Origin of the sequence: Streptomyces sp. MAR4 CNX-425, assembly GCF_048656465.1 — a bacterium.
In the GTDB taxonomy this organism is placed as follows: Bacteria; Actinomycetota; Actinomycetes; order Streptomycetales; family Streptomycetaceae; genus Streptomyces.
The window spans coordinates 902,432-926,786 of sequence record NZ_JBMDLF010000001.1 but is presented as its reverse complement, the minus strand read 5'-3'; the positions used below and the strand labels follow the sequence as shown (position 1 = coordinate 926,786).

The following is a 24,355-nucleotide window of genomic DNA, read 5'->3' as shown; positions in this document are numbered from 1 at the left end:
GGCCTCCCGGCACCACGCGCCGCTCGCCAGACCCGCCCCGGTTCCGTTGAGTTCTCCGTCCCCGGCCGGTGCGAGGTCAGAGCGCGCGGAACGCCAGCACCACGTTGTGGCCGCCGAAGCCGAACGAGTTGTTCAGCGCCACGATCGGGCCGCTCGCCGGCAGCGGCGTCGCCTTCACGGCGATCAGCGCCGGGTCGATCTCGTCGTCCAGGTCGTCGACGTTGATCGTCGGCGGCGCGGTGCGGTGCTCGACGGTCAGCACGGCCGCCACCGACTCGACGCCGCCGGCGCCGCCCAGCAGATGTCCGGTCATCGACTTCGTACCGGAGACGAGGACGTGCCCCAGCTCGTCGCCGAACACCTTCTGCATGGCCTTGATCTCCGCCACGTCGCCCTGCGGCGTCGACGTCGCGTGCGCGTTGACGTGGACGACCTCGGCGGGCGTCACGTCGTTGTGCGCGAACAGGTTCTCCAGCGCCGCGGCGATGCCGCGCCCGCTCGGCTCCGGCTGCGCGATGTGGTGCGCGTCCGCCGACAGCCCCTGGCCGACCACCTCGCAGTAGACCTTCGCCTCGCGCCGCGCGGCGTGCTCCGCCGACTCCAGCACCAGCACGCCCGCGCCCTCGCCGAGGACGAAGCCGTCGCGGGCCTTGTCGTACGGGCGGGAGGCGCCCTGCGGGTCGTCGTTGTTCTTCGACATCGCCATCATGTTGGCGAACGCCGCGATGGGCAGCGGGTGGATCGCCGCCTCCGTGCCGCCGGCCACGACGACGTCGGCGCGGCCGGAGCGGATCATCTCTACCGCGTACCCGATCGCCTCCCCGCCGGAGGCGCACGCGCTGACCGGCGTGTGCACGCCGGCCCGGGCGTTGATCTGGAGGCCGACGTTGGCCGCCGGGCTGTTGGGCATGAGCATCGGGACCGTGTGCGGCGAGACCCGCCGGGGGCCCTTGTCGCGGAGGTTGTCGTACTGGTCGAGCAGCGTCGTCACCCCGCCGATGCCGGAGGCGACGACCGCGCCCAGCCGGTCGGGGTCGACCGCCGCGTCCTCGCCGGCCCGGGCCGTGAACCCGGCGTCGGCCCACGCCTCCCCGGTGGCGACGAGCGCGAACTGCGCCGCCCGGTCCAGCTTCCGGGCCTGCGGCCGGGGGATGACCTCGGTGGGCTCCACCGCGACCTCGCCGGCGAAGTGCACGGGCAGGTCCGCGGCCCACGCGTGGTCCAGGTCCGCGATGCCGGACCGGCCGGACACCAGCCCGTCCCAGGTGGATGCGCTGTCGCCACCCAGCGGTGTGGTTGCGCCGATTCCGGTGACGACCACGGTGCGATTGGTCGTGTTCACGTCGAAGCTCACTCCGAAAGGTCGAGGGTCGTACTACGGCGCCACCGCGGACCGCCGTCCGCGCCGGGGCGCGGGGGAGAGGGTGGCGACAGCGGGGCGGGGGTCAGCTCTGGTGCTTGAGGATGTAGTCCGAGGCGTCGCCCACGGTCCTCAGCTGCTTGACGTCGTCGTCCGGGATCTTGACGTCGAAGCGCTCCTCGGCGGCGACGACGACCTCGACCATGGACAGCGAGTCGACATCCAGGTCGTCGGTGAAGGACTTGTCCAGCTGGACGTCCTCGACCGGGATGCCGGCGATCTCGTTCACGATCTCCGCGAGACCGGCGACGATCTCTTCCTGCGTGACGGCCATCTTGGGGACTCCTTCTTCCGTTCCTTGATCTCAATGAGGGATGAGCTGCGGGTGGCCGGGCGGCCCGGCCTGCGGACCGGCGGCCCGCGGGTCAGGGCAGGGTCACGACCGTGGCGGCGTAGACCAGACCTGCTCCGAACCCGATGACGAGGGCGGTGTCCCCGCTCTTCGCCTGCCCGGTCGCCAGCATCCGCTCCATGGCCAGCGGGATGGAGGCGGCCGAGGTGTTGCCGGTCGTCTCGATGTCGCGGGCGACCGCGACATGCTCCGGCAGCTTGAGGGTCTTCACCATCGAGTCGATGATCCGCATGTTCGCCTGGTGCGGGATGAAGACGTCCAGGTCGTCCGGCGTCATACCGGCGGCGTCCAGGGCCTCCTGGGCGACCTTGGCCATCTCGTAGACCGCCCAGCGGAAGACCGTCTGGCCCTCCTGGGTCAGCGCCGGGAACTTGACGTCGCCGTTCTCGTCCAGCGGCAGCTGCTCCACGTCGCCGATCCGGAAGCGGTCCCACGACACGGTCTGCTTGATGGTCTGGTGCTTGTCGCCCTCCGAGCCCCACACCGAGGGGCCGATGCCCGGCTCTTCGGCGGGGCCGACGAGGACCGCGCCGGCGCCGTCGCCGAAGAGGAAGGCGGTGGTGCGGTCGGACAGGTCGGTGAGGTCGGAGAGCCGCTCGACGCCGACGACCAGCACGTGCTCCGCGCTGCCCTCCACGATGAGGCCCTTGGCCAGCGTCAGCCCGTACCCGAAGCCGGCGCAGGCGGCGGAGATGTCGAACGCGGCCGGCTTGCCGGCGCCCAGCAGGTGCGCGATCTCGGTGGCGACCGACGGCGTCTGCATGAAGTGCGAAACGGTCGAGATGATCACCGCGTCGACCTGCTCCGCCGTCACGCCGGCCGCCGCGAGCGCCTTGCCGGCGGCCTCGACGGACATCTGCGCGACGGTCTCGTCCGGCCCGGCCCAGTGCCGGGTGGCGATGCCGGAGCGGCTGCGGATCCACTCGTCGGAGGAGTCGATGTACTTGAGGATCTCCTCGTTGGACACGACGCGGGTCGGGCGGTAGCCGCCGACGCCCATGATCCGGGCGTACGGGGCCCCCTTGGTGGGCCGGATCTTCGCGGTCATGCGCTCTCCTCCGCGGCCGCGGAGGCGGCCGTCTCTGTGGCCGTCCCGGCGACGGCGGCGCGGGCCTTCTCCAGGTCCTCGGGGGTCTTCAGCGGCACCGGCAGCACACCCTTGAGCGCCCGCTTGGCGAGCCCGGTGAGCGTGCCGCCCGGCGCGGCCTCCACCAGCGCGGTCGCGCCGTGGGCCGCGAAGGTCTCCATGCAGGCGTCCCAGCGCACCGGGCTCGCGACCTGCGCGACCAGACGTCGCATCACCTCCGCGCCGCCGTCGACGACCCGGCCGTCGGCGTTGGACACGTACGGGATCCGCGGATCCGCGGGGGCGAGCCGCCCGGCCCGCTCCGCCAGCGCGGCGACGGCGGGCGCCATGTGCTCGGTGTGGAACGCGCCGGCGACCTTCAGCGGAACGACGCGGCGCACCCCCTCGGGCTTGTCGGCGGCCAGCTCGGCGAGCTGCGCCGCGGTGCCGGCGGCGACGATCTGGCCGGCGCCGTTGACGTTGGCCGGGGTCAGGCCGAGCTGCGCCAGATGCCCCAGCACCGTGTCCTGCTCGCCGCCGAGAAGGGCGGCCATGCCGGTCTCCACGGCGGCGGACGCCTCCGCCATGGCCAGGCCCCGGGCCCGTACCAGCGCGATGGCCTCCTCGTCGGTGATCACCCCGGCGAGCGCCGCGGCGGTCAGCTCGCCGACGCTGTGCCCGGCGACCATGCCCACCTGCCGGCGCAGCGGCTCGGGGCCGTCGAAGAGCGCGTACGCGCTGACGAGGCCGGCGGCGACCAGCAGCGGCTGCGCCACGGCGGTGTCGCGGATCTCGTCCTCGTCCGCCTCGGTGCCGGCGCGGACCAGGTCGAGCCCGGCCACGTCCGACCAGGCCGACAGCCGCTCGGCGACGCCGGGGAGGCCGAGCCAGGGGGTGAGGAAGCCGGGCGTCTGGGCGCCCTGGCCGGGAGCTACGAGTACGAGCACCCTTCAACCTTCTCTTGTCGGGGGTGTGTGCCGCCCGTGGGGACGGGGACGAAGAACACCGGAGGGATTTGTGGGGACCGAACAAATGGCTACCGCGGGGGTTCCGTCTCCGTCAGCCGCCCGAGGATCAGCGCGATACGCAGAGTAAACGCTGAGCGGACGTCGGACGGTGACCAGCCCGTGACATCGGTCACACGTCGCAGCCGGTAGCGAACGGTGTTGGGGTGAACGAACAACATCCGCGCGGCACCTTCGAGGCTCGACGCCTGCTCCAGGTACACGCTCAGCGTCTCCAGGAGCGCCGACCCGGCCTCCGCCAGCGGACTGTAGATCTCCTCCACCAGCTGCTCGCGCGCCGCCGGATCACCGGCGATCGCCCGCTCCGGCAGCAGGTCGTCCGCCAGCACCGGCCGCGGCGCGTCCTGCCAGGCGGAGCACGCCTTCAGCCCCGCCGCGGCGGCCTGCGCGGAGCGGGTCGCGGCCAGCAGGTCGCCCACCACCGGCCCGGCCACCACCGGGCCCTGCGCGAACGGGCCGATCAGCGCCTTCGCCGCCTTCAGCGGATCCGCGCTGCCGCCGGCGATCACCACCAGCCGGCTGCCCAGCACCCCGGTCAGCACCTGGAGCTTCGCGTGCCGCGAGGCCCGCCGGATCGCCTCCACGGTCAGCTCGCTGTCCCCGTCCGGCGCGGTGCCGAGCACCACGCACACGTGCTCCGGCGAGATCCAGCCGAGCGCCGCCGCCCGCGACACCGCGCCCTCGTCGGCCTCCCCGGAGAGCACGGCGTTGACCACCAGCGACTCCAGCCGGGCGTCCCACGCGCCGCGGGCCTCGGCGGCCTGCGCGTAGACCTGGGCGGTGGCAAAGGCGATCTCGCGCGCGTAGACGAGCAGCGCCTCGCGCAGCGCGGACTCGTCGCCGGGGGCGGCGACGTCCTCGATGGCCGACTCCATGACCTCGATCGTGGTACGCACCATCTCGACCGTCTGCCGCAGCGTGATCGCCCGGGTGAGCTCGCGCGGCGCGGTGCCGAACACGTCCGTGGAGATCGCCTGCGGCGTCTCGGGGTGCCGGAACCACTCCGTGAACGCCGCGATCCCCGCCTGCGCCACCAGCCCGATCCACGAACGGTGCTCCGGTGGCATGGCCCGGTACCAGGGCAGTTGCTCATCCATCCGGGCGATGGCGGCGGCGGCGAGCTCCCCGGAGGACTTCTCCAGCCGGCGCAGGGTCGCGGCGTGCGGATGCTGCAGCCGGGCGGCGTCGCGATCGCGCGGCTCGGGTGTCTCGGTCGGTTCAGGCACGGGTCTAGCCTGCCCTATCCGGGTCGCGGCGGACGAAACAGCCGTCCGGCGGCCGGCTCCCGGAGCGTACGGTGGCGGGGTGATTCAGCTACGGCGCGGACGGGGCCGCTACCGCGGCGGGGACCCGGAGGCGGGAATCGAGACGCGGCACGCGTTCTCCTTCGGCGGCTTCTACGACCCGCGGAACGTCCGGTTCGGCTCCCTCGTCGCCTGCAACGAGGAACGGCTGCGGCCCGGCGCCGGATTCGCCGAACACGCCCACCGCGACATGGAGATCGTCACCTGGGTCCTCGACGGCGAACTCACCCACGAGGACTCCGCCGGCCGCACCGGGACCCTCCGCCCCGGCGACGTCGCGCACCTGACCGCCGGCACCGGCATCCGCCACGTCGAACGCAACGCGGGCCCGGCGCCGCTGACCTTCCTCCAGATGTGGCTCATGCCCACGGCACCGGGCGGCCCCCCGTCGTACGAGATCGTCCGCGGCATCGCCGACGGCACCCCCCTCGCCGTGGAAGGCGCCGCGTCGGTGCTGCACCTGCGCCGCCTGCGCCCCGGCGAACGCACGGCCCTCCCCGACGCCCCCTGGGTCTACGTCCACGTCGCCCGCGGCACCGTCCGCCTCGACCCCGGCACCCCGCCCGCGGAAGCGGGCGACGCGGTCCGCATCGCGGGCTGCGAGGGGCAGGCCCTGACGGCGGCGGACGGCGGGGCGGAGGCGCTGGTGTGGGAGATGCGCGGCGCGGGCCGGGACTGAGGGCGGATGCCGTGGCGGATGGATCTCCTTCTTCGCCGTGGCAGTGGTAGAAGGCTCCGGGGCGCCGTGGGGGCGCCCGGGAGGGAACCGCTGATGTCACACACGCCTGCCCCGCCACAGAAGCCGCCGCCGGCAGGGCCGCCCGCGTCCGGACGGCGCCGGAGCCGCACGGTCCTGGGAGCGCTGGCCGGGGCCGTCCTCCTCGCCGCCGGCGCCGCCGGGCTGACGCTCCACCTCGGCGGAGACGAGGACGAACCCGCCGCCCGGTTACCGAACTCGCCCTCCGCCGCCGAAACGCAGCCAGCGTCCGTCCCCGAACCCGGGCCGTCCGAGTCGGCACCCGGCATCGAGGGCGCGCCGGGCGTCTGGCGCGGCGAAGCGGACGCGCGGGACAAGCTGATACTCGCCGAGCCCGGCGGCGAGGGACCCGGCCGGCACCGCGCCGAACTCCACATCGACGGTGACAGCTGCCGGGGCGAGTGGGGCGTGCGGGAAGGCGAATACCTCATCCGGCTGGGCTTTCTGTGCCGGGGCGATCCGCCGAATCGCGCCGGGTCCTTCGAGTACAGCGGCGACACCCTGACGATCGACTGGATCGGAGGTCCACTGGAGACCTCCGTGTTCACCCGCGTCCAGGACGCGGAGTAGCGGAGCGGACGTCGAGGCGCCGTCGCGCGTCAGGGCGCGGCGGCTTCGAGGCGCCGCGCGAGATCGAGCAGATCGGCCAGGCGCAGCACCCGTCCGCCGAACCCCGGCAGAGGAACGTGCAGGGGCTCGGTCCAGCGGGCGGGGACGGCGTCCAGCCCGTGATACGCGCCCGCCAGACCTCCGGTGACCGCGGCGACGGTGTCGGTGTCGCCACCCAGGTCGACCGCCGCGCGGACGGCGTCCTCGAAGCCCGCCGTGGTCCGCAGCGCCCAGACCGCCGACCCCAGGCAGGGCCAGACCGCGCCGTTGACCTCGGTGGCCCGGCCGGGGTGCCAGTCGGCGGCGAGGACCGTCGCGTACCGCTCCCGGTGGTCGGGATGGACGTGCTCCAGCACCTCCGGCAGGGCGCCCAGCGGGTCGGCGCCGGCCAGGGCGAGGCGTACGAGCTCGTGGAACACGGCGGTGCCCTCCCAGGCGGCGCGGTCGCCGTGGGTGAGGGCGGCGATGCGCCGGGCGGCGTCCATCGTGGCGGCCCGGCCGGCGCGGGCGAAGCAGACCGCGGACGTCGACGCCCGCATCAGGGAGCCGTTGCCGGCCGCCCGCCCGTTGACCTCGAAGTGAGCCGCCGCGGCCCGGTCCCACGGCCTGCCGTTCGTCAGCACGTCCTCGGTCTGCAGGCCGATGTCCTTGGGCCCGGCCCCGGCCCACCGCTGGAAGCGGGCGAAGATGTCCGGCAGGTCCAGCCCGCCCCGCTCCAGGAGCGACTCCCCGACGAAGACGGCCATCTGCGTGTCGTCCGTGGCCTCCCCCGGATCCCACCCGCCGCCCCCGCACATCTCGCCCCCGCCCCCGGGCTCGGGGAACCGGGCGGAGAACGCCCCCGCGGGACCGAACTCGAAAGGGGCGCCCAGCGCGTCGCCTACCGCCGACCCGACGACCGTCGCAAGGGCTCGTTCCGTACGTATCATCCGCGCAGGCTACCGGTGCCGAGCGGCGAGAGGCCCGGACGAGCAGCCAACCGCGCGGGGCGGCCGGGCCCGCCGCACGCCGCGCGTCTGCGCGGCGTGCGGCGCCGGCGCCCGGGTCAGCGCAGGTAGACGTTCGGCTGCGGTGGGCGGGTCATGCCGGCCCCGAGGAAGTAGCCGGGGTGGGGCGGCTGGTTGTAGGCGGTGTTCTGCCAGGCCAGGGCGACGCGGTACTGGGCGTCGTGGGCCAGGGTGTGCAGCTTGGTGGCGGTGGGCGTGGACGTCGCGTAGATGCGCAGGGCGGAGTTGTCGGAGTGGCGCCAGATCACCTCCTCGCGCCAGTCGCCGAAGAGGTCGCCGGACAGCACCGGGGTGGACTTCGTGCCGTTGCTGGAGGAGACGCCGCTGCCGGTCAGCAGGCGGGTGTCGCCGCCGGTGCCGTACTTGTCGATACGGGTGCCGTCCAGCAGCTCGCGCACCGGGTCGCCGTCCCACCAGGCGAGGAAGTTCGCGGAGGACGGGTTGCGTCCCACGTTGCCGCCGGAGGCGTTGCGCAGGTGGTCCATGTTCGGGCCCGAGCCCCAGAACTCCGCGCCCGGGTTGCCGGCGTGGATGTCGCCGGCCACGCCGCGGCCCGGTCCCTCGGAGCCGCTGGCCGGGGTGCGGTGGATGACCTGGCCGGTACCGGCGTCGTGCAGGTCGGAGCCGGGCTGGCCGCCCGGTTCGTGGATGGTGAAGACCTCGACGCCGGAGCGGGAGGGCACGAAGTCGCCGACGTGCAGGGCGTCGCCGTGGCCGAAGCCGGTGGTGTACATCAGGCTGCCGTCGTCGTCGACGGTCGCGGAGCCGTAGACGATCTCCTGGCGGCCGTCGTCGTCGACGTCGGCGACGGACAGCTGGTGGTTGCCCTGGCCGGCGGCGGCGCCGTTGCCCGAGGAGTCGGAGTCGAACGTCCAGCGGCGGGTGAGCTGCCCGTCGCGGAAGTCCCAGGCGGCGATGGTCGCGCGCGTGTAGTAGCCGCGGGCCATGATCAGGGACGGCCGTTCGCCGTCGAGGTAGGCGGTGCCGGCCAGGAAGCGGTCGACGCGGTTGCCGTAGTCGTCGCCCCAGTCGCCGACGTTGCCGCGCGGCGGCACGTAGTCCACGGTGTCGACGGCGGCGCCGGTCAGGCCGTCGAACACCGTCAGGTACTCGGGCCCGGTCAGGATGTAGCCGCCGGAGTTGCGGTGGTCGGCGCCTCCGTCGCCGATGACCGCGCCCTGGCCGTCGCGGGTGGCGTCGGCGGTCTTCATGGCGACCTCGGCGCGGCCGTCGCCGTCGTAGTCGTACACCTGGAACTGCGTGTAGTGCGCGCCCGCGCGGATGTTGCGGCCCAGGTCGATGCGCCACAGCCGCTGGCCGTTCAGGCGGTACGCGTCCACGTACACGTTCCCGGTGACGCCGGACTGCGAGTTGTCCTTGGCGTTGTCCGGGTCCCATTTGACGATCAGCTCGTACCGGCCGTCGCCGTCCACGTCGCCCGGGCTCGCCTCGACCGGGGTGTAGCCCGAGCCGGGGGACTGGAGGGGAACGTCGAGGTGGTTTCCGCCGGTGAACCGCAGCGACTCCTTCGACGCGGGCTGTTCGACACCGTCGACCACCGCCCGCACCGTGTATGAGGCGTCGGCGGGCGCCCCCGCGTCCCGGTAGTTGGTGGAGTCGGTGAGGGGGGAGGAGTTGACCTTCGTCGAACCGCGGTAGAGGTTGAACGCGGTCTCGTAGCTCTCCGTACCCCGCAGCCGCCAGGAGACCAGGTTGCCGTCGCCGGAACGGACCGAGACCAGCCCGCGGTCGAGGTCCTCCATCTGCTTGGCGTCCTCCACGGGCGGGTCGGGGTCGCCGCCCCCGCCCACCGGCACGAGCCGCCACTGCTGGTTGGCCCCGTCGTTGTCGGTGTACTGGGAGACCCGCGCGCCGTCCGCGGTGGACCACTCCCAGACCTCCAGCGCCTTGCCGCTGTTGCGGTTGATCAGCCGTACGTGGCCGCTGTCGGTGTCGACGACGCGGAACTGCTGGTTGGCGGCGTTGTTGTCGGTCCACTGGATGACGTTCGCCCCGTTGGCGGTGGACGCGCCCTCGATGTCGACCACCTTGCCGCTGTGCCGGGACCTCAGCCGGTAGTAGCCGCCGCCCGAGTCGACGAACTGCCACTGCTGCCAGGCGCCGTCGTTGCGCGGCCACTGCACCAGCGGCGCGCCGTCCTCGGTCGCCAGGTTGTACACGTCCAGCGCCTGGCCGCTGTGCCGGTTCACGAGCACGTAGGACTCGTCGGTGTCGATGACGGCGGCGTGCGACGGCGCGGCCTGCACAGCGACCAGCGACACGGCGGCGAGCGCCATGACCAGCAGCGCCGTGAGGGGGCCGCGCACTTTGTGCGGGTGACGGGGGCTCATGGCCGCTGCTCCTTCGGTAGCGGGATTCGCCGTGCTGCGAAACGTTCCATGGGGGGTCCTCTTTTCTCTTCGGGGGAGAGGATTGAAACGATTCATGGGAGCGCTCCCAACGACGGTAGGAGCGAACCCGCGCGTCGGCAACAGCCGTGCACGGGGTTCTTCGAAAGTTTCAGCGGGGGCCCGGCCCGGCGTCTGCGTGGTCATCCGGAAGGCGCGCTCAAGATCGAATCTGCGCGGGAACGCATGCCCGCCCAGGTCACGTCGGGCCTCCGCGCTATCGTGCGGGGGGCACGCGGACGGATCGGACGCGGTCGGGCGGAATCAGAGGGGGTACGGCTCGGGTGTTCACGGCGCTGGAGGCGGGGGATCCGCGGCAGGTGGGCAGGTACCGGATCGTGGCCCGGCTCGGGGCGGGCGGCATGGGCCAGGTGTTCCTGGGCCGTTCGCCCGGCGGCCGGAGCGTGGCGGTGAAGGTCGTACGCTCCGAGCTTGCCCAGGACCCCGGGTTCCGGCGCCGGTTCGCCCGCGAAGTCGCCACCGCCCGGCGCGTCACCGGGTTCTTCACCGCCGGGGTCGTGGACGCCGACCCGGAGGGCTCGCCCGCCTGGCTCGCCACCGAGTACGTGCCGGGCCTGCCGCTCGGCGACGCCGTCGAAACGCACGGCCCGTGGCCGGAGCACGGCGTCCTCGCGCTGGCCGCCGGGCTGGCCGAGGCGCTGGAGGCCATCCACGCGGCCGGGGTGGTCCACCGGGACCTGAAGCCGTCCAACGTGCTGCTGGCCCAGGACGGGCCGCGCGTCATCGACTTCGGCATCTCCGTGGCCGCCGAGGCCAGCGTGCTGACACAGACCGGCACGGTGATCGGCACACCCGGCTTCATGTCCCCCGAGCAGCTCACGGGCGGCCGGAACGTGGGCCCGGCGACGGACGTGTTCGCGCTGGGCGCGCTGCTCGTCTACACGGCGACCGGCAACGGCCCCTTCGGCACGGGGTCGTTCCAGGCGCTGAACTACCGCATCGTCCACGAGCAGCCCGACCTGAGCGCCCTCCCGCCGGTCCTGCGGGACGTCGTGGCGCGGTGCATCGCGAAGGACCCGGAGCAGCGGCCCTCCGTCACGTCGCTGGTGACGGAGCTGGCGCACGCGCCCGGCGACGACAACTCGTGGCTCCCGCCGGCGGTCGCGACCGCGCTCCGGGACCCGGCGCGGGTCTCCCCTCCGCCGTCGGACGACGGGCCCGCGACACCGCCGCCGGCGGCGGGGCCCGGCGCGACACCGGCGTCACCGGCGTCGGCGGCGTCGGCGGCGTCGGCGCAGGGACCGGCGTCGGTGGAGGGACCGGCACCCGCACCCGCGCAGGGACCGGCACCGGCACCGGCGGAGGCCCCCGCCCCCGCACCGGCACCGGCCGACCCGACCATGCCCGCCGCCCCGCGCCGGGCCCCCGGGGAGCCGCCCGTACCGGAGCGGCAGCCCGCCCCGGCCCCGAACGCCCCGGCGGCGCCCCTCCACCAGGCCGCGACCGCCCCGGCAACGCCGGACGCGCCCGCGGCCGCCCCGCATCCCCCCACGGCCCCCGCGACCCCGCCCCGACCGTCCCGCCGCCCCGCCCCGTCCCCTCGCCCGCCCTCGTCCCGCCGCCCGGCCTCGTCCCGTCCCCACGTCGTCCGCCAGCCCAACAACCCGCTGCCCGAACCCGCACCGCCCCCCAAACAGGCGCGCAGCCGCCGGGAGGCCTTGGCCACGCTCGGCACGCTGGGCGCCATGGCGCTCGGGTTCACCGCCTGGCAAGTGCTGGGCGACGACGGGGACACCACGAACGACGACAAGCGCGAAGACCCGGCCGACGACGCCGAACCCGGCACCCTCCTCTGGGACACTTCGAAGCCCTTGCTCGGTCCGGTCGCGTCGTACGTCGAAGACATGATCTACGTCGGCGGCGACAAGAAGATGCACGCGATCGACCCGATCAACGGCAAGGAACGCTGGTCCGTCTCGCTCGGCGAGCGCGTCCACACCCGGACCGTGGTGGACGACAAAGCGCGCACGGCCTACGTCGCCGACGCCGGCGGCACACTCCACGCCCTCGACACCTCCGACGGCAGCACCCGCTGGACGTATCCCCTCGGCAGGAAGGTGCTCCCCTCGGACCCGGCGTTCGGGGACGGCGCGGTCTACGTCGCCGGCACCGGGAACCTGGTCCACGCTGTCGACGCGAAGAGCGGCAGACGACGCTGGACCGCCGAGTACGCCACCCCCGGCGACCGCGCCCCCGCCGCGCCGGTCGTCGGCGACGGCACGGTCTACGTCGGCGCCGCCGACGGCAAGCTGCACGCCTTCGACACCGGGGGGCGCCCACGCTGGCACTACGTCGCGGGCGGCTCTCTGAACTCCGCTCCCGCCTTGTCCGACGACACCGTCTACGTCGGCAGCACGACCAACGGGGTGGTGCACGCGGTGAACGTCGCGAACGGCGGCCAGCGCTGGACGTTCCGGGCGAGGGGAGAAATCAGCGGACTGGCCCTGTCGGGCACGTCGCTCTACTTCCACAACTACACCGACACCTTGTACGGGGTCTACACCGTGGTCGGCACGCACAAGTCGTCCTATCCGCTGGCCAGCGAGATCAGGGTCGATCCGGTTGTGGGGTTCGCCACGGTCTTCCTCGGCCACGAGGACGGCACCATGCGGGCGGTCTCCGTGTCCGAGGAGGCGTGGGTGTTCAGAACCAGCGGCCGGTTCCTCTCGCCCCCGACGGCCACGAACAAGGCGGTCTACTTCACGGCCACGGACGGCCGCACGGAGAAGTCCACGCTTTACGCGATAGCCGACTGACGGGTCTCAGAACGCGCCGGAACGGTCAGCCGACGACGCCGGCGGCTGCCGCCCGAGCACGGGCACCGACACGGCACCCGGTACGCCGCGTGGGGCCACGCCCGCGTCCGCCGCCCCCATCCGGGATCCCGCACTCCGCATCCGGCATCCCCGCACCTGAGTTCGGCGCCCCGCATCCGGCACCCCGCGTCCGGGGCCCGCGCCCCGCGTCCGGCGCCCCGCAGCCGGCGCTCCGGACCCCGCATCCGGCATCCGGCATTCCGCCTCACGTATCCCCGCACTCCCGCCCCAGGGTATGCCGCTCCTCTGACAGTTCTGTGTCCGTCACGGTGGCGGGCACTGCGCAGGGTACGGCGCCGGGGTGGGCCAGCGGGCGAAGCGCGAGGCGGGGGTCAGGCGTCGGGGGCGGTGGATGCACCGAACGGGGTCCCGTGGGCGCAGCGCCTCGGTTCGCGTTGCACTGCCTGTGTCCCGGGCGGACGCCCGGGACACAGGCCGCGCAACACCGCTCAGGCCCCCGCGGGGCGGGCGTCCTCCGGTGGTGGTGCGTCGTCTCCCGCGGGGGCGCCCGCCGCGTCAGCCGGCTCGGGGTCCTCCGCCAGCTTCACCACCGCGACCGCCGCGACGACCACCCCCGCGACCGTGACCAGCTTCTCTAAAGCGTTGCCGAATCCGAAAAGCACGGGCCTTCTCCCCCTCACCGTCGAGTGGCCACCAGCCTAATCCGCCGTCAGCTCCGCCAGCACCCCGTCGGTGAACGGCGGCCACACCCGCGCCGCCCAGTCGCCGAACTTCTTGTCCGCCAGCGCCACGCACGCCGCGCCCCGCCCCGCGGGTGTCGCCGCGTCCGGGTCGACCCACAGGAACGTGCCCGACTGGCCGAAGTGCCCGTACGTGCGCGGGGAGGAGGACGTTCCCGTCCAGTGCGGGGACTTGCCGTCGCGGATCTCCAGGCCCAGGCCCCAGTCGTTCGGGTTCATGTGCCCGTATCCCGGCAGTACGCCCTTCAGGCCGGGGAACGCCACCGTCGTGGCCTCCGTGTGCGTGCCCGCCGAGATCAGCCGCGGTGTCAGCAGCTCCGCGGCGAACCGCGCCAGGTCCGCCACCGTCGACGTTCCGGCGTGGGCCGGGGAGCCGTCCAGGGTGGTGGCGGTCATGCCCAGCGGGGCGAAGACCGCGTCCCGGACGTACTCGGACAGCGGTATGTCGGTGGCCTTGGTGAGGTGGTCGCCGAGGACCTCGAAGCCGGCGTTCGAGTACAGCCTGCGGGTGCCGGGCGGGGCCATCACGCGGTGCTCGTCGAAGCCGAGGCCGGAGGTGTGGGCCAGCAGGTGGCGTACGGTCGAGCCCTGGGGGCCCGCCGGCTCGTCCAGCTCGATCGCGCCCTCCTCGACGGCCACCAGCGCGGCGTACGCGACCAGCGGCTTTGTCACGGAGGCCAGGTAGAAGCGGTGGTCTGTCGGGCCGTGGGTCCCGGCGAGGGATCCGTCGGCGCGTACGGCCGCTGCGGCCGCCGTGTCGACGGGCCAGGACTCGATCACATGCAGGCTGTCCATGCGGCGAGCCTAACCCGGGCATATGTTGTTGCTTGGAGTGCACTCGAAGTCAGTAGCGTCGAGCGCGTCGAGAGTGGGGAGCGGGTAATGAGCCTGACCACAGCGGCCCGGGTACGGCCCGTCGGCCAAGATCACTACTCCATCAGCGAGGTCGCCTCGTACACCGGGCTGAGCGCGCACACCCTGCGCTGGTACGAGCGCATCGGGCTGCTCAACGACGTGCACCGCTCGCACACCGGGCAGCGCCTCTACACCGACGACGATCTGGACTGGCTGGATCTCGTCGGCAAGCTGCGGCTCACCGGGATGCCGGTGGCGGACATGGTCCGCTACGCCGAGCTGGTGCGGGCGGGGGAGGAGACCTTCACCGCGCGGATCCAGCTCTTCCGCGAGCACCGGGAGGTGGTCCGGCAGCAGATCGCCGATCTGCAGTCGACACTCGCCGTTCTCGACTTCAAGATCGACTTCTACGAGAGAGCAGCCTCCCGATGCACACCGTGAACACCCCTCTCCCCACCGTCCCGCTCGGCGCCGGCGGCCCCCAGGTCGGCGTCCAGGGCCTCGGCTGTATGGGCATGAGCTTCGCGTACGGGCCCACCGACACGGACGCCGCCCGCGCCACCCTGGACCGGGCGCTGGAGCTCGGCGTCACGCTCTACGACACCGCCGACATGTACGGCGACGGCGAGAACGAGAAGTTCATCGCCCCCTTCATCCGGGCGAACCGGGACGCCGTCACCCTGGCGTCCAAGTTCTCGCTCTCCACCGACCCGGACGACCCGCAGAAGCGCGTGATCCGCAACGACCGCCCGTACCTGCGCTCCTGCATCGAGGCCAGCCTGCGGCGGCTCGGTGTCGAGACCCTCGACCTGTACTACATGCACCGCCGCGACCTGCGGGTACCGCTGGAGGACGCCGTCGGCTACATGGCCGAGCTGGTGCAGGAGGGCAAGGTGCGGCAGCTCGGGCTGAGCGAGGTCACCGGCGCGGAGCTGCGCGCCGCGCACGCGGTCCACCCGATCGCGGCGCTCCAGTCGGAGTGGTCGGTCTTCAGCCGGGACGTGGAGCGGACGGCCGTGCCGGCGGCCAAGGAGCTGGGCGTCGCCTTCGTGCCGTACTCGCCGCTGGGCCGGGGCTTCCTCACCGGCTCCTTCGTCGACGCCCAGGCCGATCTGACCGCCGACGACTTCCGCCGTACGATGCCGCGGTTCAGCGGCGACAACGCGGCGAAGAACGCCGGACTGCTCGCGCCGCTGCGGCAGGTCGCGGACGCGCACGGGGCCACGCCGGCGCAGATCGCGCTCGCGTGGGTGCACGGGCAGGCCGCGCTGCGGGGGATGACGGTGGTGCCGATCCCGGGGACGCGGAAGCCGTCGCGGGTGGCGGAGAACGCGGCGGCGGCGTCGATCGAGCTGACGGAGGCGGAGCGGGCGCTGCTGGAGCCGCTGGCGGAGCAGGTCGCCGGGCCGCGGTACGCGGACGTGAGCTTCACGTCGGCGGGCCGGGAGTAGGCGGCGCGGGGGGCGCCGGGGCGCCGGGGCGCGTCGCGCACCGGCGCCGGCCGCCGCGGTGCCCGCCGCCCGCGGGCGCCGCTACTCCCGCGGGGCCGCCGCCCCCGGCACCACCCCCGCCCCCGGCACCACCCCCGCCCCCGGCACCGCCGCGCCCGGGCCCGCCCCCGCGCCGCCCGCGCCCGCCTCGGCCACCCCCGCACCGGCCGCCCCCGGCGTCTCCGCGTCGCCCGCTCGCCGCAGGGCCGTGATCTCCGCCCGCAGCGACGCCACCTCCTGCGTCAGCTCCCGCAGGGCCGCCGTCTGCTCCTCCTCGTGCTTGCTCTCCCGCTCCACCTGGGAGATGAACCACGCCGCGATGTTCGCCGTGACCAGACCCAGCAGCGCGATCCCCGAGAGCATCAGCCCGATCGCCAGCACCCGGCCCAGGCCCGTGGTCGGGGCGTGGTCGCCGTAGCCGACGGTGGTCATGGTGGTGAAGGCCCACCACACCGCGTCGCCGAGGGTGCGGATGTTGGACTCGGGGGCGTTGCGCTCCACCTCCAGCACCGCGAGGGAGCCGAACAGCCACAGCGTCAGCACCGACCCCGCGACATACGTCGTCAGCCGCACCTGCGCGGCGGCCCGGGAGAGCCGTCCGGCGAGCAGCAGCGCCGAGACCAGCTGGAGCAGCCGCAGCGGGCGGATCAGCGGCAGCAGTACCGCGCAGAGGTCGAGCAGGTGCGTACGGACGAACCGCCACCGCTGCCGGGACAGCCGCAGCCGTACGGCGTAGTCGACGGCGAAGACGGCCCACACCGCCCACGTCGCGGCGTGGCACGCCGTGCGCACGGCCCCCGGCGCGTCGGGCGCCACGACCGGCACCGCGTACGCGACGGCGAACAGCAGCGCGAGCCCGAGCAGCGGGCGGCGGGTGTGGTTCTCCCACCGCGTCAGCCGCGGCGGCGGCGGGGGTGCCTTCGACACGGCGGCGGCCGCGGCGGCGGGGCCGGCGGGGGCGTGCGCGGTGGTGCTGTCCGTCGTACTGGGCATGGCCAGATGTTACGGAGACCGCGCAGGCCCCGGCCACGGCGGTGCGGCGGACGCGGTGGGCGCGGCGCTGGGCGCGGGGCTGGGTGCGGTGCTGCGGCGGGCGCCGGACGTACGGCGGGGGCGGCGGTGCGGCTTCGTTCCGCCGCGTCCGCCGCCCCCGCCGGAGGCGTCAGGCGTCAGGTGTCAGGTGTCAGGCGTCGCCGCCCGCCGCGCCCGGGTCGGCCGCCGCGACGTCGAGCAGTTGGTACCGGTCGATCGCCTGCTTCAGCACCGAGCGGTCCACCTTGCCCTCCTTCGCCAGCTCCGTCAGCACCCCGACCACGATCGACTGGGCGTCGATGTGGAAGTAGCGCCGCGCCCCGCCCCGCGTGTCCGCGAAGCCGAAGCCGTCCGCGCCGAGCGACTGGTAGGTGCCCGGCACCCACCGCGCGATCTGGTCGGGTACGGAGCGCATCCAGTCCGACACCGCCACGAACGGCCCCTCGGCGCCCGCGAGCTTCCGCGTGACCCACGGCACCCGCTGCTCCTCCTCCGGGTGCAGCAGGTTGTGCCGCTCGACCTCGACGGCCTCGCGGCGCAGCTCGTTCCAGGAGGTGGCGGACCAGACGTCGGCGCGCACGTCCCACTCCTCGGCCAGGATCCGCTGGGCCTCAAGGGCCCACGGCACGGCCACGCCGGAGGCCATGACCTGCGCGGGGATCTGCCCGGCGGTCGCGGGCGACAGCCTGTGGATGCCCTTGACGATGCCCTCGACGTCGACGTCCTCCGGCTCGGCCGGGTGGACGGTCGGCTCGTTGTAGACCGTCAGGTAGTAGAAGACGTCCTCGCCGTGCGGGTGCTCCGGCGAGGAGCCGTACATCCGCCGCAGGCCGTCCTGCACGATGTGGGCGATCTCGAAGCCGAACGCCGGGTCGTACGCCACGGCCGCCGGGTTCGTCGACGCGAGCAGCTGCGAGTGGCCGTCGGCGTGCTGGAGGCCCTCGCCGGTCAGCGTGGTGCGGCCGGCGGTGGCGCCGATGACGAAGCCGCGGCCGAGCTGGTCGGCCATGGCCCAGAACTGGTCGCCGGTGCGCTGGAAGCCGAACATCGAGTAGAAGACGTAGACCGGGATCAGCGGCTCGCCGTGGGTCGCGTAGGCCGTCCCGGCGGCGGTCAGCGCGGCTGTGCAGCCGGCCTCGGAGATGCCGTCGTGGAGGAGCTGGCCGGTGGGCGACTCCTTGTAGGCGAGGAGCAGCTCGCGGTCGACGGACTCGTACGTCTGCCCGAGCGGGTTGTAGATCTTGGCGCTCGGGAAGAAGGAGTCCATGCCGAAGGTGCGGTACTCGTCGGGCGCGATCGGCACGAAGCGCTTGCCGATCTCCTTGTCCCGCATGAGGTCCTTCAGCAGCCGGACGAACGCCATGGTGGTGGCGATCTCCTGGGTGCCGGAGCCCTTCTTGACGGCGGCGTAGGTCTTGTCCTCCGGCAGCTTCAGCGGCTCGGCGCGCACGACGCGCGTGGGCACGTACCCGCCGAGCCCCCGGCGCTTGTCGTGCATGTACTGGATCTCCTCCGACTCCCGGCCGGGGTGGTAGTACGGCGGGAGGCCGTCCTCCAGGTCCTTGTCCGGGATGGGGAGGTGCAGCCGGTCGCGGAACCGCTTCAGGTCCTCGACCGTGAGTTTCTTCATCTGGTGCGTGGCGTTGCGGCCCTCGAAGTTCGGGCCGAGGGTCCAGCCCTTGATCGTCTGGGCGAGGATGACGGTCGGCTGGCCGGTGTGCTCGACGGCGGCCTTGAACGCGGCGTAGACCTTGCGGTGGTCGTGGCCGCCGCGGCCGAGGTGGAGCAGCTGGTCGTCGGTCATGTCCTCGACCATCTTGCGCAGCCGCAGATCGTCGCCGAAGAAGTGGTCGCGGATGTACGCGCCGGACTCGGTGGCGTACGTCTGGAACTGGCCGTCGGGCGTCGTGTTCAGCTTGTTGACCAGCGCGCCGTCGCGGTCCTGGGCCAGCAGCGGGTCCCAGGAGCGGTCCCAGACCAGCTTGATCACGTTCCAGCCGGCGCCGCGGAAGTACGACTCCAGCTCCTGGATGACCTTGCCGTTGCCGCGGACCGGGCCGTCGAGCCGCTGGAGGTTGCAGTTCACGACGAAGGTGAGGTTGTCCAGCCCCTCGCGGGCGGGCAGGGACAGCTGGCCCAGCGACTCCGGCTCGTCCATCTCGCCGTCGCCGAGGAAGGCCCACACGTGCGAGTTCGACGTGTCGGCGATGCCGCGGGCGTGCATGTACCGGTTGATCCGGGCCTGGTGGATGGCGCCCAGCGGGCCGAGGCCCATGGACACCGTCGGGAACTCCCAGAAGTCCGGCATGTTGCGCGGGTGCGGGTAGCTCGACAGGCCGTGCGGCGCCTTGGAGTGCTCCTGCCGGAAGCCGTCGAGCTGCGCCTCGCTGAGGCGGTCGAGCAGGAAGGCGCGGGCGTAGATGCCGGGCGAGGCGTGGCCCTGGAAGAAGACCTGGTCACCGCCACCGCCGTCGTCCTTGCCGCGGAAGAAGTGGTTGAAGCCCACGTCGTAGAGCGACGCGGACGAGGCGAAGGTGGCGATGTGACCGCCGACGCCGATCCCGGGCCGCTGGGCCCGGGAGACCATCACCGCCGCGTTCCAGCGGGTCGCGTTCAGAATCTTCCGCTCGATCTCCTCGTTGCCGGGGAAGAACGGTTCGTCCTTGGTCGCGATGGTGTTGACGTAGTCCGTGCTGCGCATCTCGGGCACGGCCACCCGCTTCTCGCGGGCCCGCTCGATGAGGCGGAGCATGAGATAGCGGGCCCGTTCCCGGCCGCGCTCGTCGACCGCCGCGTCGAGCGAGTCGAGCCACTCCTGGGTCTCCTCGGGATCGAAATCCGGGACCTGGCTGGGAAGGCCGCCAATGATGATCGGGTTGCGATCGGATCCGGAAGCCACGCTGTTCCTTCGCTGTACGTATCGGTATCGGACTGCTCGCAGATGAGACGTCGCGCTGATTCCCATCGTCCACCGCGGTTGCGGCCACGTCATCTCTACTGTTTGGTAACCCTGTATTCCTTCCGCCGACGCGGCCGTGGAGGGGCCGTACGGACTGATCGCCAGCGTACCCGCAGGCGAACCGGGCGACTGCGCCCCCTGGTCCCCGGGGTGCCCCCCATAGGGCGGGATCGGCCGCCGGGTACTTGCGCGATTCGCCCGGCACGTGTGGACTACGCCCATCGCCTCGCGTGCGCGCGGGTGTGATGCTGATTTCAGATGACATCGGAAGACACAGGCACACGAGCAGGAGGCAATCCGTGAGCGCGACCGCGGACCACGCGGAGGAGCGGACCAACCCCGCCACCCGGCTGGGTTTCCAGGCCGGAGAGGTGGTCCAGGAGATCGGTTACGACGACGACACCGATCAGGAGCTTCGCGAGGCCATCGAATCGATCACCGGGCAGAACCTCGTCGACGAGGACTACGACGACGTCGCGGACGCCGTCGTGCTCTGGTTCCGCGAGGACGACGGCGATCTGACGGATGCGCTGGTGGACGCCACCACCATGATCGACGAAGGCGCCCCGGTCTGGCTCATGACGCCCAAGACCGGCCGTGACGGCTACGTCGAGCCCAGCGACATCGGCGAGGCGGCCCAGACCGCGGGTCTGGCCCAGACCAAGAGCATCAACGCCGGCAAGGACTGGAGCGGCAGCCGGCTGGTGACCCCGAAGGGGGCCCGCACGACCAAGCGCTGACCCGCCGCCGGGGCGCCGGGGGCCCCGGCCGTTCGCGCCGGGACCCCGTCGCTCCGGTGCCCGGGGGCGGGGCGCGGGCGCCCCGGCCGTAGTCTCGTGACCCGGGACGGGTTCGTACCCCCGACGACCGGAGGTCACGTACATGGCACTGGACGGGATCGAGGGGCTGGCGGCCGGCGCCGCGGCCCCGGACTTCGCGCTGCGCGACGAGCACGGGCAGACCGTGCGGCTCTCGGATCACCGCGGCGGGAAGGCGGTGGTCCTGCTCTTCTTCCCGTACGCCTTCACCGGCGTGTGCACGGGCGAGTTGTGCGCGCTGCGCGACCGGCTGCCGGAGTTCGTCAACGACGACGTGCAGCTGCTCGCCGTCTCCTGCGACACGCCGTTCGCCCTGCGCGTCTTCGCCGACCGGGAGGGCTTCGGCTACCCGCTGCTCAGCGACTTCTGGCCGCACGGCGCCACCGCCCGGGCGTACGGCGTCTTCGACGAGGAGAAGGGCTGCGCGGTGCGCGGCACCTTCGTCATCGACAGCGGCGGCACCGTGCGCTGGACGGTCGTCAACGACCTGCCGGACGCCCGTGACCTCAACGAGTACGTGGCGGCGCTGAAGGGCCTCGCGCCCGCCTGACGGACCCGGGCGGGGCTCCGGCGGGGCCCGTAGGGGTGGACGGCGGTGGCCGGAATGCTGCACTATCCGGCAGCGGCGCGGCGCCCGACGCTTCCGCACCCTGGAAGTGCGGGGGCTTGACACCGCCGGGGAGGATGGGGGAACGGCGCACGTGCCGGGTCCGGGGGAACCGTGCGGGTACGGTGACGGAAGCCCGTGCCGTGCCGCCGGGACGGACCGACCAACGATGAGAATGGACGACTGCCAGTGGTGCTGAGAACCTTCGGCTGGTCCTTCGGCGTGACCGCCGCAGGCCTTGCCTGTGCCGCGATCTTCTGGGGGTGGGAGGCGTTCGTCCTGGTGGCGATCCTCTCCATCCTGGAGATCTCGCTCTCCTTCGACAACGCGGTCGTCAACGCCGGCGTACTGAAGAAGATGAATGCCTTCTGGCAGAAGATCTTCCTCACGATCGGCATCCTCATCGCCGTCTTCGGCATGCGCCTCGTCTTCCCGGTGGTGATCGTCGCGATCACCGCCAAGGTCGGGCCCATCGAAGCCGTCGAGCTGGCGATGGACGACCCCGACCAGTACGAGCAGCTCGTCACCGACGCGCACCCGTCGATCGCCGCGTTCGGCGGGATGTTCCTGCTGATGATCTTCCTGGAGTTCCTCTTCGACGAGCGGGAGCACAAGTGGATCCCGTTCATCGAGAAGCCGCTCTCGCGCGTCGGCCGGATCGACGCGATCTCCGTGTGCATCGCCCTCATCGTGCTGCTGACCACCGCGATGACCATCGCGACCAGCGCGATCCAGCACGGCGGGGCCCATGTGGACAAATCGGGGACGGTCATGTCCGCCGGCATCGCCGGCCTCATCACGTACCTCATCGTCGGCGGACTCTCCGGGCACTTCGAGGACAAGCTCGAAGAGGAGGAGGAACGGGAACACGAGGCGGAGGAGGCGGCGAAGCGCTCCGGCCAGCAGCCGAGCGCCGTGGGGCTCGCCGGCAAGGCCGCGTTCTTCATGTTCCTCTACCTGGAGGTGCTGGACGCGTCGTTCTCGTTCGACGGCGTCATCGGCGCCTTCGCCATCACCAACCACATCTTCTGGATGGCGCTCGGCCTCGGCATCGGCGCGATGTACGTCCGGTCGCTCACCGTGTACCTGGTCCGCCAGGGCACCCTCGACGACTACGTGTACCTGGAGCACGGCGCGCACTACGCGATCGGCGCCCTGGCCACGATCCTGCTGATCACCATCAAGTGGCACATCCACGAGGTCATCACCGGACTCATCGGCGTCGCGCTCATCGCCGCCTCGTTCTACTCGTCGCTCCGCCGCAACCGCCGCATCGCCGCCGAAGGCGGGGGCGGCGACGACGGGGACGACGAACCGGCCGAAAAGGAGCTTCCCTCGCGCGTGTAGGTTCCGCGCGGGGCCCGATGCGGAAGGATTCCCCTCGGGGCCCGGTCGTACCGGCCGGGCCGCGAGGGGTTTCCTGCGTCGAGGTGGGGGTGCGAGGTGTCGTTCTGGGGCAACTGGCGGCGGGAGGGAGTGCCGCAGTTCGACAGCGCGGGCGCGTCGTACTCGGTGCAGCTGACCAAGCGCAGGCCGGTGCTGTCACTGACCAAACAGGGGTCCGACACCGGCAACCTGCGCATCAACCTCTCCTGGCGGATGCGCACCTCGGACATCGGCGGCCGCACCCGCAAGGGCGGCTGGTCGCTGCTGCACCCGGCCCGGCTCTTCCGGCCGGAGGTGGTGCAGGCCCAGGGACCGGCCGTCGTCAACGTCGACCTCGACCTGGCGTGCATGTACGAGCTGGCCGACGGCACCAAGGGCGTGGTCCAGCCGCTCGGCAACTTCCTCGGCGACATCAACGACGCGCCGTACATCAAGCTCAGCGGCGACGACCGGTTCGGCTCCGGGTCGGGCGAGACGGTCTACGTCAACCTCGACCACAAGGACTCCTTCCGGCGGCTGCTCGTCTTCGTCTACATCTACGACGGCACGCCCGCGTTCGACCGCACCCAGGCCGTCGTCACGCTCTACCCGTCCAGCGGGCCGCGGGTCGAGATCGAACTCGACGAGCGCGCGCCGGAGGCGCGGTCGTGCGCGGTGCTGCTGATCGAGAACCGGAAGGGCGAGCTGACGGTGCACCGCGAGGTGCGGTACGTGTACGGGTTCCAGTCGGAGCTGGACCGGCTGTACGGGTGGGGGCTGGTGTGGGGCCGCGGGTTCAAGACGAAGACATGACGCCGGACCAGCCGGACCGGCCGGACCGGTCCGGGCCGGGGCCGGTCAGCGGCCGATGAACTGGGGGCCCTGGGGCGGGAGCGTGAAGGCCGGGGGGTAGCCGTACGCGACCGGGGGCGCGGGCTGCCCGGCCGGCGCGCCGCGGCCGCTCGGGGCGCTCTGGCCCGCCGGTGCGCCCTGCCCGCCGGAGGCCGGGGCCGGCTGCCCGCCGGAGGCCGGGTCGGGCCCGGGCTCGGGCGTCGGGTGGTGCCCGGTGTCCGTCTCGTCCACCGAGATGCCGAACTCGCCGGCCACGCCGACCAGCCCCGTGGGGTACCCCTTCGAGACCGCCCGGAACTGCCAGCCGCCGCCGGCCCGCCGCAGCTCCCCGCAGACCAGCGCCGACGACGCGCCGCCGTCCGGCTGCACGTCCACGTACGCGAACGGCTCCCCGACCGCCGCGTCGCCCCCGCCGGCGCGCGCCGCGTCGTGCAGCTCGACGCGCAGGTTCCGTACCCCCGCGAGGCTCCCGCCGTCCGCGGCGGCCACCAGCACCATCCGGTCCACCGACGGGTCCTGCCGGGCCAGCTGCGCCTCGACGGAGTCCGTCAGCCCCTCGCCCTGCCGCTTCTTCGGCAGCTTGCGGGCGAGCCCGGAGGGGTGCCGGGGCTGGTTGTAGAAGACGAAGTCGGCGTCGGAGCGTACGCGCCCCTTGTCGTCGAGGAGGATGACGCACGCGTCGACGTCCGGCACGCCGGCTCCCGGGGTCCAGCGCAGCACCGCCCGTATTGCGGCGACGGATACGGACATGTCGGATCCCTGCGCCATGGCGTGCGTCATGCAGGCTATCCTGCCCTCTCGCCCGCGGCGGCCACAACGCGGGGCGATCGGGGAACGGTGGAGGGCCCCCGGACGTCCCTACCTACCGGGTCACGACGATTCCCCACCCTC

General features: G+C 73.0%; 21 protein-coding genes. 9 read left to right on the top strand and 12 right to left on the bottom strand.

The features are described from left to right. Positions 1 to 76 precede the first annotated feature (76 nt). The 5 genes from fabF to ACHZ99_RS04015 all read right to left on the bottom strand — a co-directional run bounded on the left by fabF (position 77) and on the right by ACHZ99_RS04015 (position 5,089). Entirely contained in the window at positions 77 to 1,342 is a 1,266-nt protein-coding gene (gene fabF / locus ACHZ99_RS04035; protein ID WP_420302900.1) for a beta-ketoacyl-ACP synthase II, read from the bottom strand. Between the two features lie 103 nt (positions 1,343 to 1,445). Beyond that, complete coding sequence (locus ACHZ99_RS04030) at positions 1,446 to 1,694, bottom strand: acyl carrier protein (RefSeq protein ID WP_420302899.1); 249 nt, start codon at positions 1,692 to 1,694, stop codon at positions 1,446 to 1,448. Positions 1,695 to 1,785: 91 nt separating this feature from the next. After that, positions 1,786 to 2,820: a ketoacyl-ACP synthase III gene (locus tag ACHZ99_RS04025; protein ID WP_420302898.1), complete on the bottom strand. Its 1,035-nt coding sequence runs from the start codon at positions 2,818 to 2,820 to the stop codon at positions 1,786 to 1,788. Continuing rightward, complete coding sequence (locus ACHZ99_RS04020) at positions 2,817 to 3,785, bottom strand: ACP S-malonyltransferase (RefSeq protein ID WP_420302897.1); 969 nt, start codon at positions 3,783 to 3,785, stop codon at positions 2,817 to 2,819. Before ACHZ99_RS04020 ends, ACHZ99_RS04025 begins: the two co-directional genes overlap by 4 nt. A gap of 89 nt (positions 3,786 to 3,874) precedes the next feature. Beyond that, positions 3,875 to 5,089 (bottom strand): PucR family transcriptional regulator, encoded by a 1,215-nt coding sequence (locus ACHZ99_RS04015; protein ID WP_420302896.1) that lies wholly within the window; start codon positions 5,087 to 5,089, stop codon positions 3,875 to 3,877. Positions 5,090 to 5,168: 79 nt separating this feature from the next. Between ACHZ99_RS04015 and ACHZ99_RS04010 the strand changes: the two genes are divergently transcribed. Both ACHZ99_RS04010 and ACHZ99_RS04005 read left to right on the top strand, forming a co-directional pair. Then, on the top strand, positions 5,169 to 5,846 hold the full coding sequence (locus ACHZ99_RS04010) for a pirin family protein (RefSeq protein ID WP_420302895.1): 678 nt from the start codon (positions 5,169 to 5,171) through the stop codon (positions 5,844 to 5,846). A gap of 93 nt (positions 5,847 to 5,939) precedes the next feature. Beyond that, positions 5,940 to 6,494, top strand: coding sequence for a hypothetical protein (locus tag ACHZ99_RS04005; protein ID WP_420302894.1), 555 nt, complete (start codon positions 5,940 to 5,942; stop codon positions 6,492 to 6,494). A gap of 29 nt (positions 6,495 to 6,523) precedes the next feature. Here ACHZ99_RS04005 and ACHZ99_RS04000 read toward each other — a convergent pair whose 3' ends face one another. Next, positions 6,524 to 7,462: an ADP-ribosylglycohydrolase family protein gene (locus ACHZ99_RS04000; RefSeq protein WP_420302893.1), complete on the bottom strand. Its 939-nt coding sequence runs from the start codon at positions 7,460 to 7,462 to the stop codon at positions 6,524 to 6,526. A 116-nt stretch (positions 7,463 to 7,578) separates the two neighbouring features. Beyond that, on the bottom strand, positions 7,579 to 9,837 hold the full coding sequence (locus ACHZ99_RS03995; protein WP_420303198.1) for an RICIN domain-containing protein: 2,259 nt from the start codon (positions 9,835 to 9,837) through the stop codon (positions 7,579 to 7,581). A 395-nt stretch (positions 9,838 to 10,232) separates the two neighbouring features. Between ACHZ99_RS03995 and ACHZ99_RS03990 the strand changes: the two genes are divergently transcribed. Continuing rightward, positions 10,233 to 12,725 carry a PQQ-binding-like beta-propeller repeat protein gene (locus ACHZ99_RS03990; protein ID WP_420302892.1) on the top strand — a complete coding sequence of 831 codons (2,493 nt, stop codon included), beginning with the start codon at positions 10,233 to 10,235 and terminating at the stop codon, positions 12,723 to 12,725. A gap of 509 nt (positions 12,726 to 13,234) precedes the next feature. Here the strand turns inward: ACHZ99_RS03990 and ACHZ99_RS03985 are convergent. Together ACHZ99_RS03985 and ACHZ99_RS03980 are read right to left on the bottom strand one after the other, a co-directional pair. Next, positions 13,235 to 13,408, bottom strand: coding sequence for a hypothetical protein (locus ACHZ99_RS03985; protein ID WP_420302891.1), 174 nt, complete (start codon positions 13,406 to 13,408; stop codon positions 13,235 to 13,237). A gap of 36 nt (positions 13,409 to 13,444) precedes the next feature. Beyond that, positions 13,445 to 14,281, bottom strand: a complete 837-nt coding sequence (locus ACHZ99_RS03980) for a serine hydrolase domain-containing protein (protein ID WP_420302890.1) — start codon at positions 14,279 to 14,281, stop codon at positions 13,445 to 13,447. Positions 14,282 to 14,368: 87 nt separating this feature from the next. On the opposite strand from ACHZ99_RS03980, the gene ACHZ99_RS03975 reads away from it, so the two are divergent. Next, entirely contained in the window at positions 14,369 to 14,782 is a 414-nt protein-coding gene (locus ACHZ99_RS03975; protein WP_420302889.1) for a MerR family transcriptional regulator, read from the top strand. After that, on the top strand, positions 14,770 to 15,792 hold the full coding sequence (locus ACHZ99_RS03970) for an aldo/keto reductase (protein WP_420302888.1): 1,023 nt from the start codon (positions 14,770 to 14,772) through the stop codon (positions 15,790 to 15,792). Before ACHZ99_RS03975 ends, ACHZ99_RS03970 begins: the two co-directional genes overlap by 13 nt. 81 nt (positions 15,793 to 15,873) lie before the next feature. Here the strand turns inward: ACHZ99_RS03970 and ACHZ99_RS03965 are convergent, their stop codons facing one another. Together ACHZ99_RS03965 and aceE are read right to left on the bottom strand one after the other, a co-directional pair. Then, a complete protein-coding gene (locus ACHZ99_RS03965) occupies positions 15,874 to 16,758 on the bottom strand; it encodes a potassium channel family protein (protein ID WP_420303197.1) in 885 nt (294 codons plus the stop codon). A 256-nt stretch (positions 16,759 to 17,014) separates the two neighbouring features. Continuing rightward, positions 17,015 to 19,762, bottom strand: a complete 2,748-nt coding sequence (aceE, locus tag ACHZ99_RS03960; RefSeq protein WP_420302887.1) for a pyruvate dehydrogenase (acetyl-transferring), homodimeric type — start codon at positions 19,760 to 19,762, stop codon at positions 17,015 to 17,017. Between the two features lie 359 nt (positions 19,763 to 20,121). Between aceE and ACHZ99_RS03955 the strand changes: the two genes are divergently transcribed. The 4 genes from ACHZ99_RS03955 (at position 20,122) to ACHZ99_RS03940 (ending at position 23,425) form a co-directional block, all read left to right on the top strand. After that, positions 20,122 to 20,562 carry a DUF3052 domain-containing protein gene (locus ACHZ99_RS03955; protein WP_420302886.1) on the top strand — a complete coding sequence of 147 codons (441 nt, stop codon included), beginning with the start codon at positions 20,122 to 20,124 and terminating at the stop codon, positions 20,560 to 20,562. A gap of 142 nt (positions 20,563 to 20,704) precedes the next feature. Continuing rightward, a complete protein-coding gene (locus ACHZ99_RS03950; protein WP_420302885.1) occupies positions 20,705 to 21,190 on the top strand; it encodes a peroxiredoxin in 486 nt (161 codons plus the stop codon). Positions 21,191 to 21,436: 246 nt separating this feature from the next. Continuing rightward, positions 21,437 to 22,594, top strand: coding sequence for a DUF475 domain-containing protein (locus tag ACHZ99_RS03945; protein ID WP_420302884.1), 1,158 nt, complete (start codon positions 21,437 to 21,439; stop codon positions 22,592 to 22,594). 96 nt (positions 22,595 to 22,690) lie between these two features. After that, positions 22,691 to 23,425: a TerD family protein gene (locus ACHZ99_RS03940; protein ID WP_420302883.1), complete on the top strand. Its 735-nt coding sequence runs from the start codon at positions 22,691 to 22,693 to the stop codon at positions 23,423 to 23,425. 45 nt (positions 23,426 to 23,470) lie between these two features. Here ACHZ99_RS03940 and ACHZ99_RS03935 read toward each other — a convergent pair whose 3' ends face one another. Next, a complete protein-coding gene (locus tag ACHZ99_RS03935; RefSeq protein WP_420302882.1) occupies positions 23,471 to 24,244 on the bottom strand; it encodes a TerD family protein in 774 nt (257 codons plus the stop codon). Positions 24,245 to 24,355 lie beyond the last annotated feature (111 nt).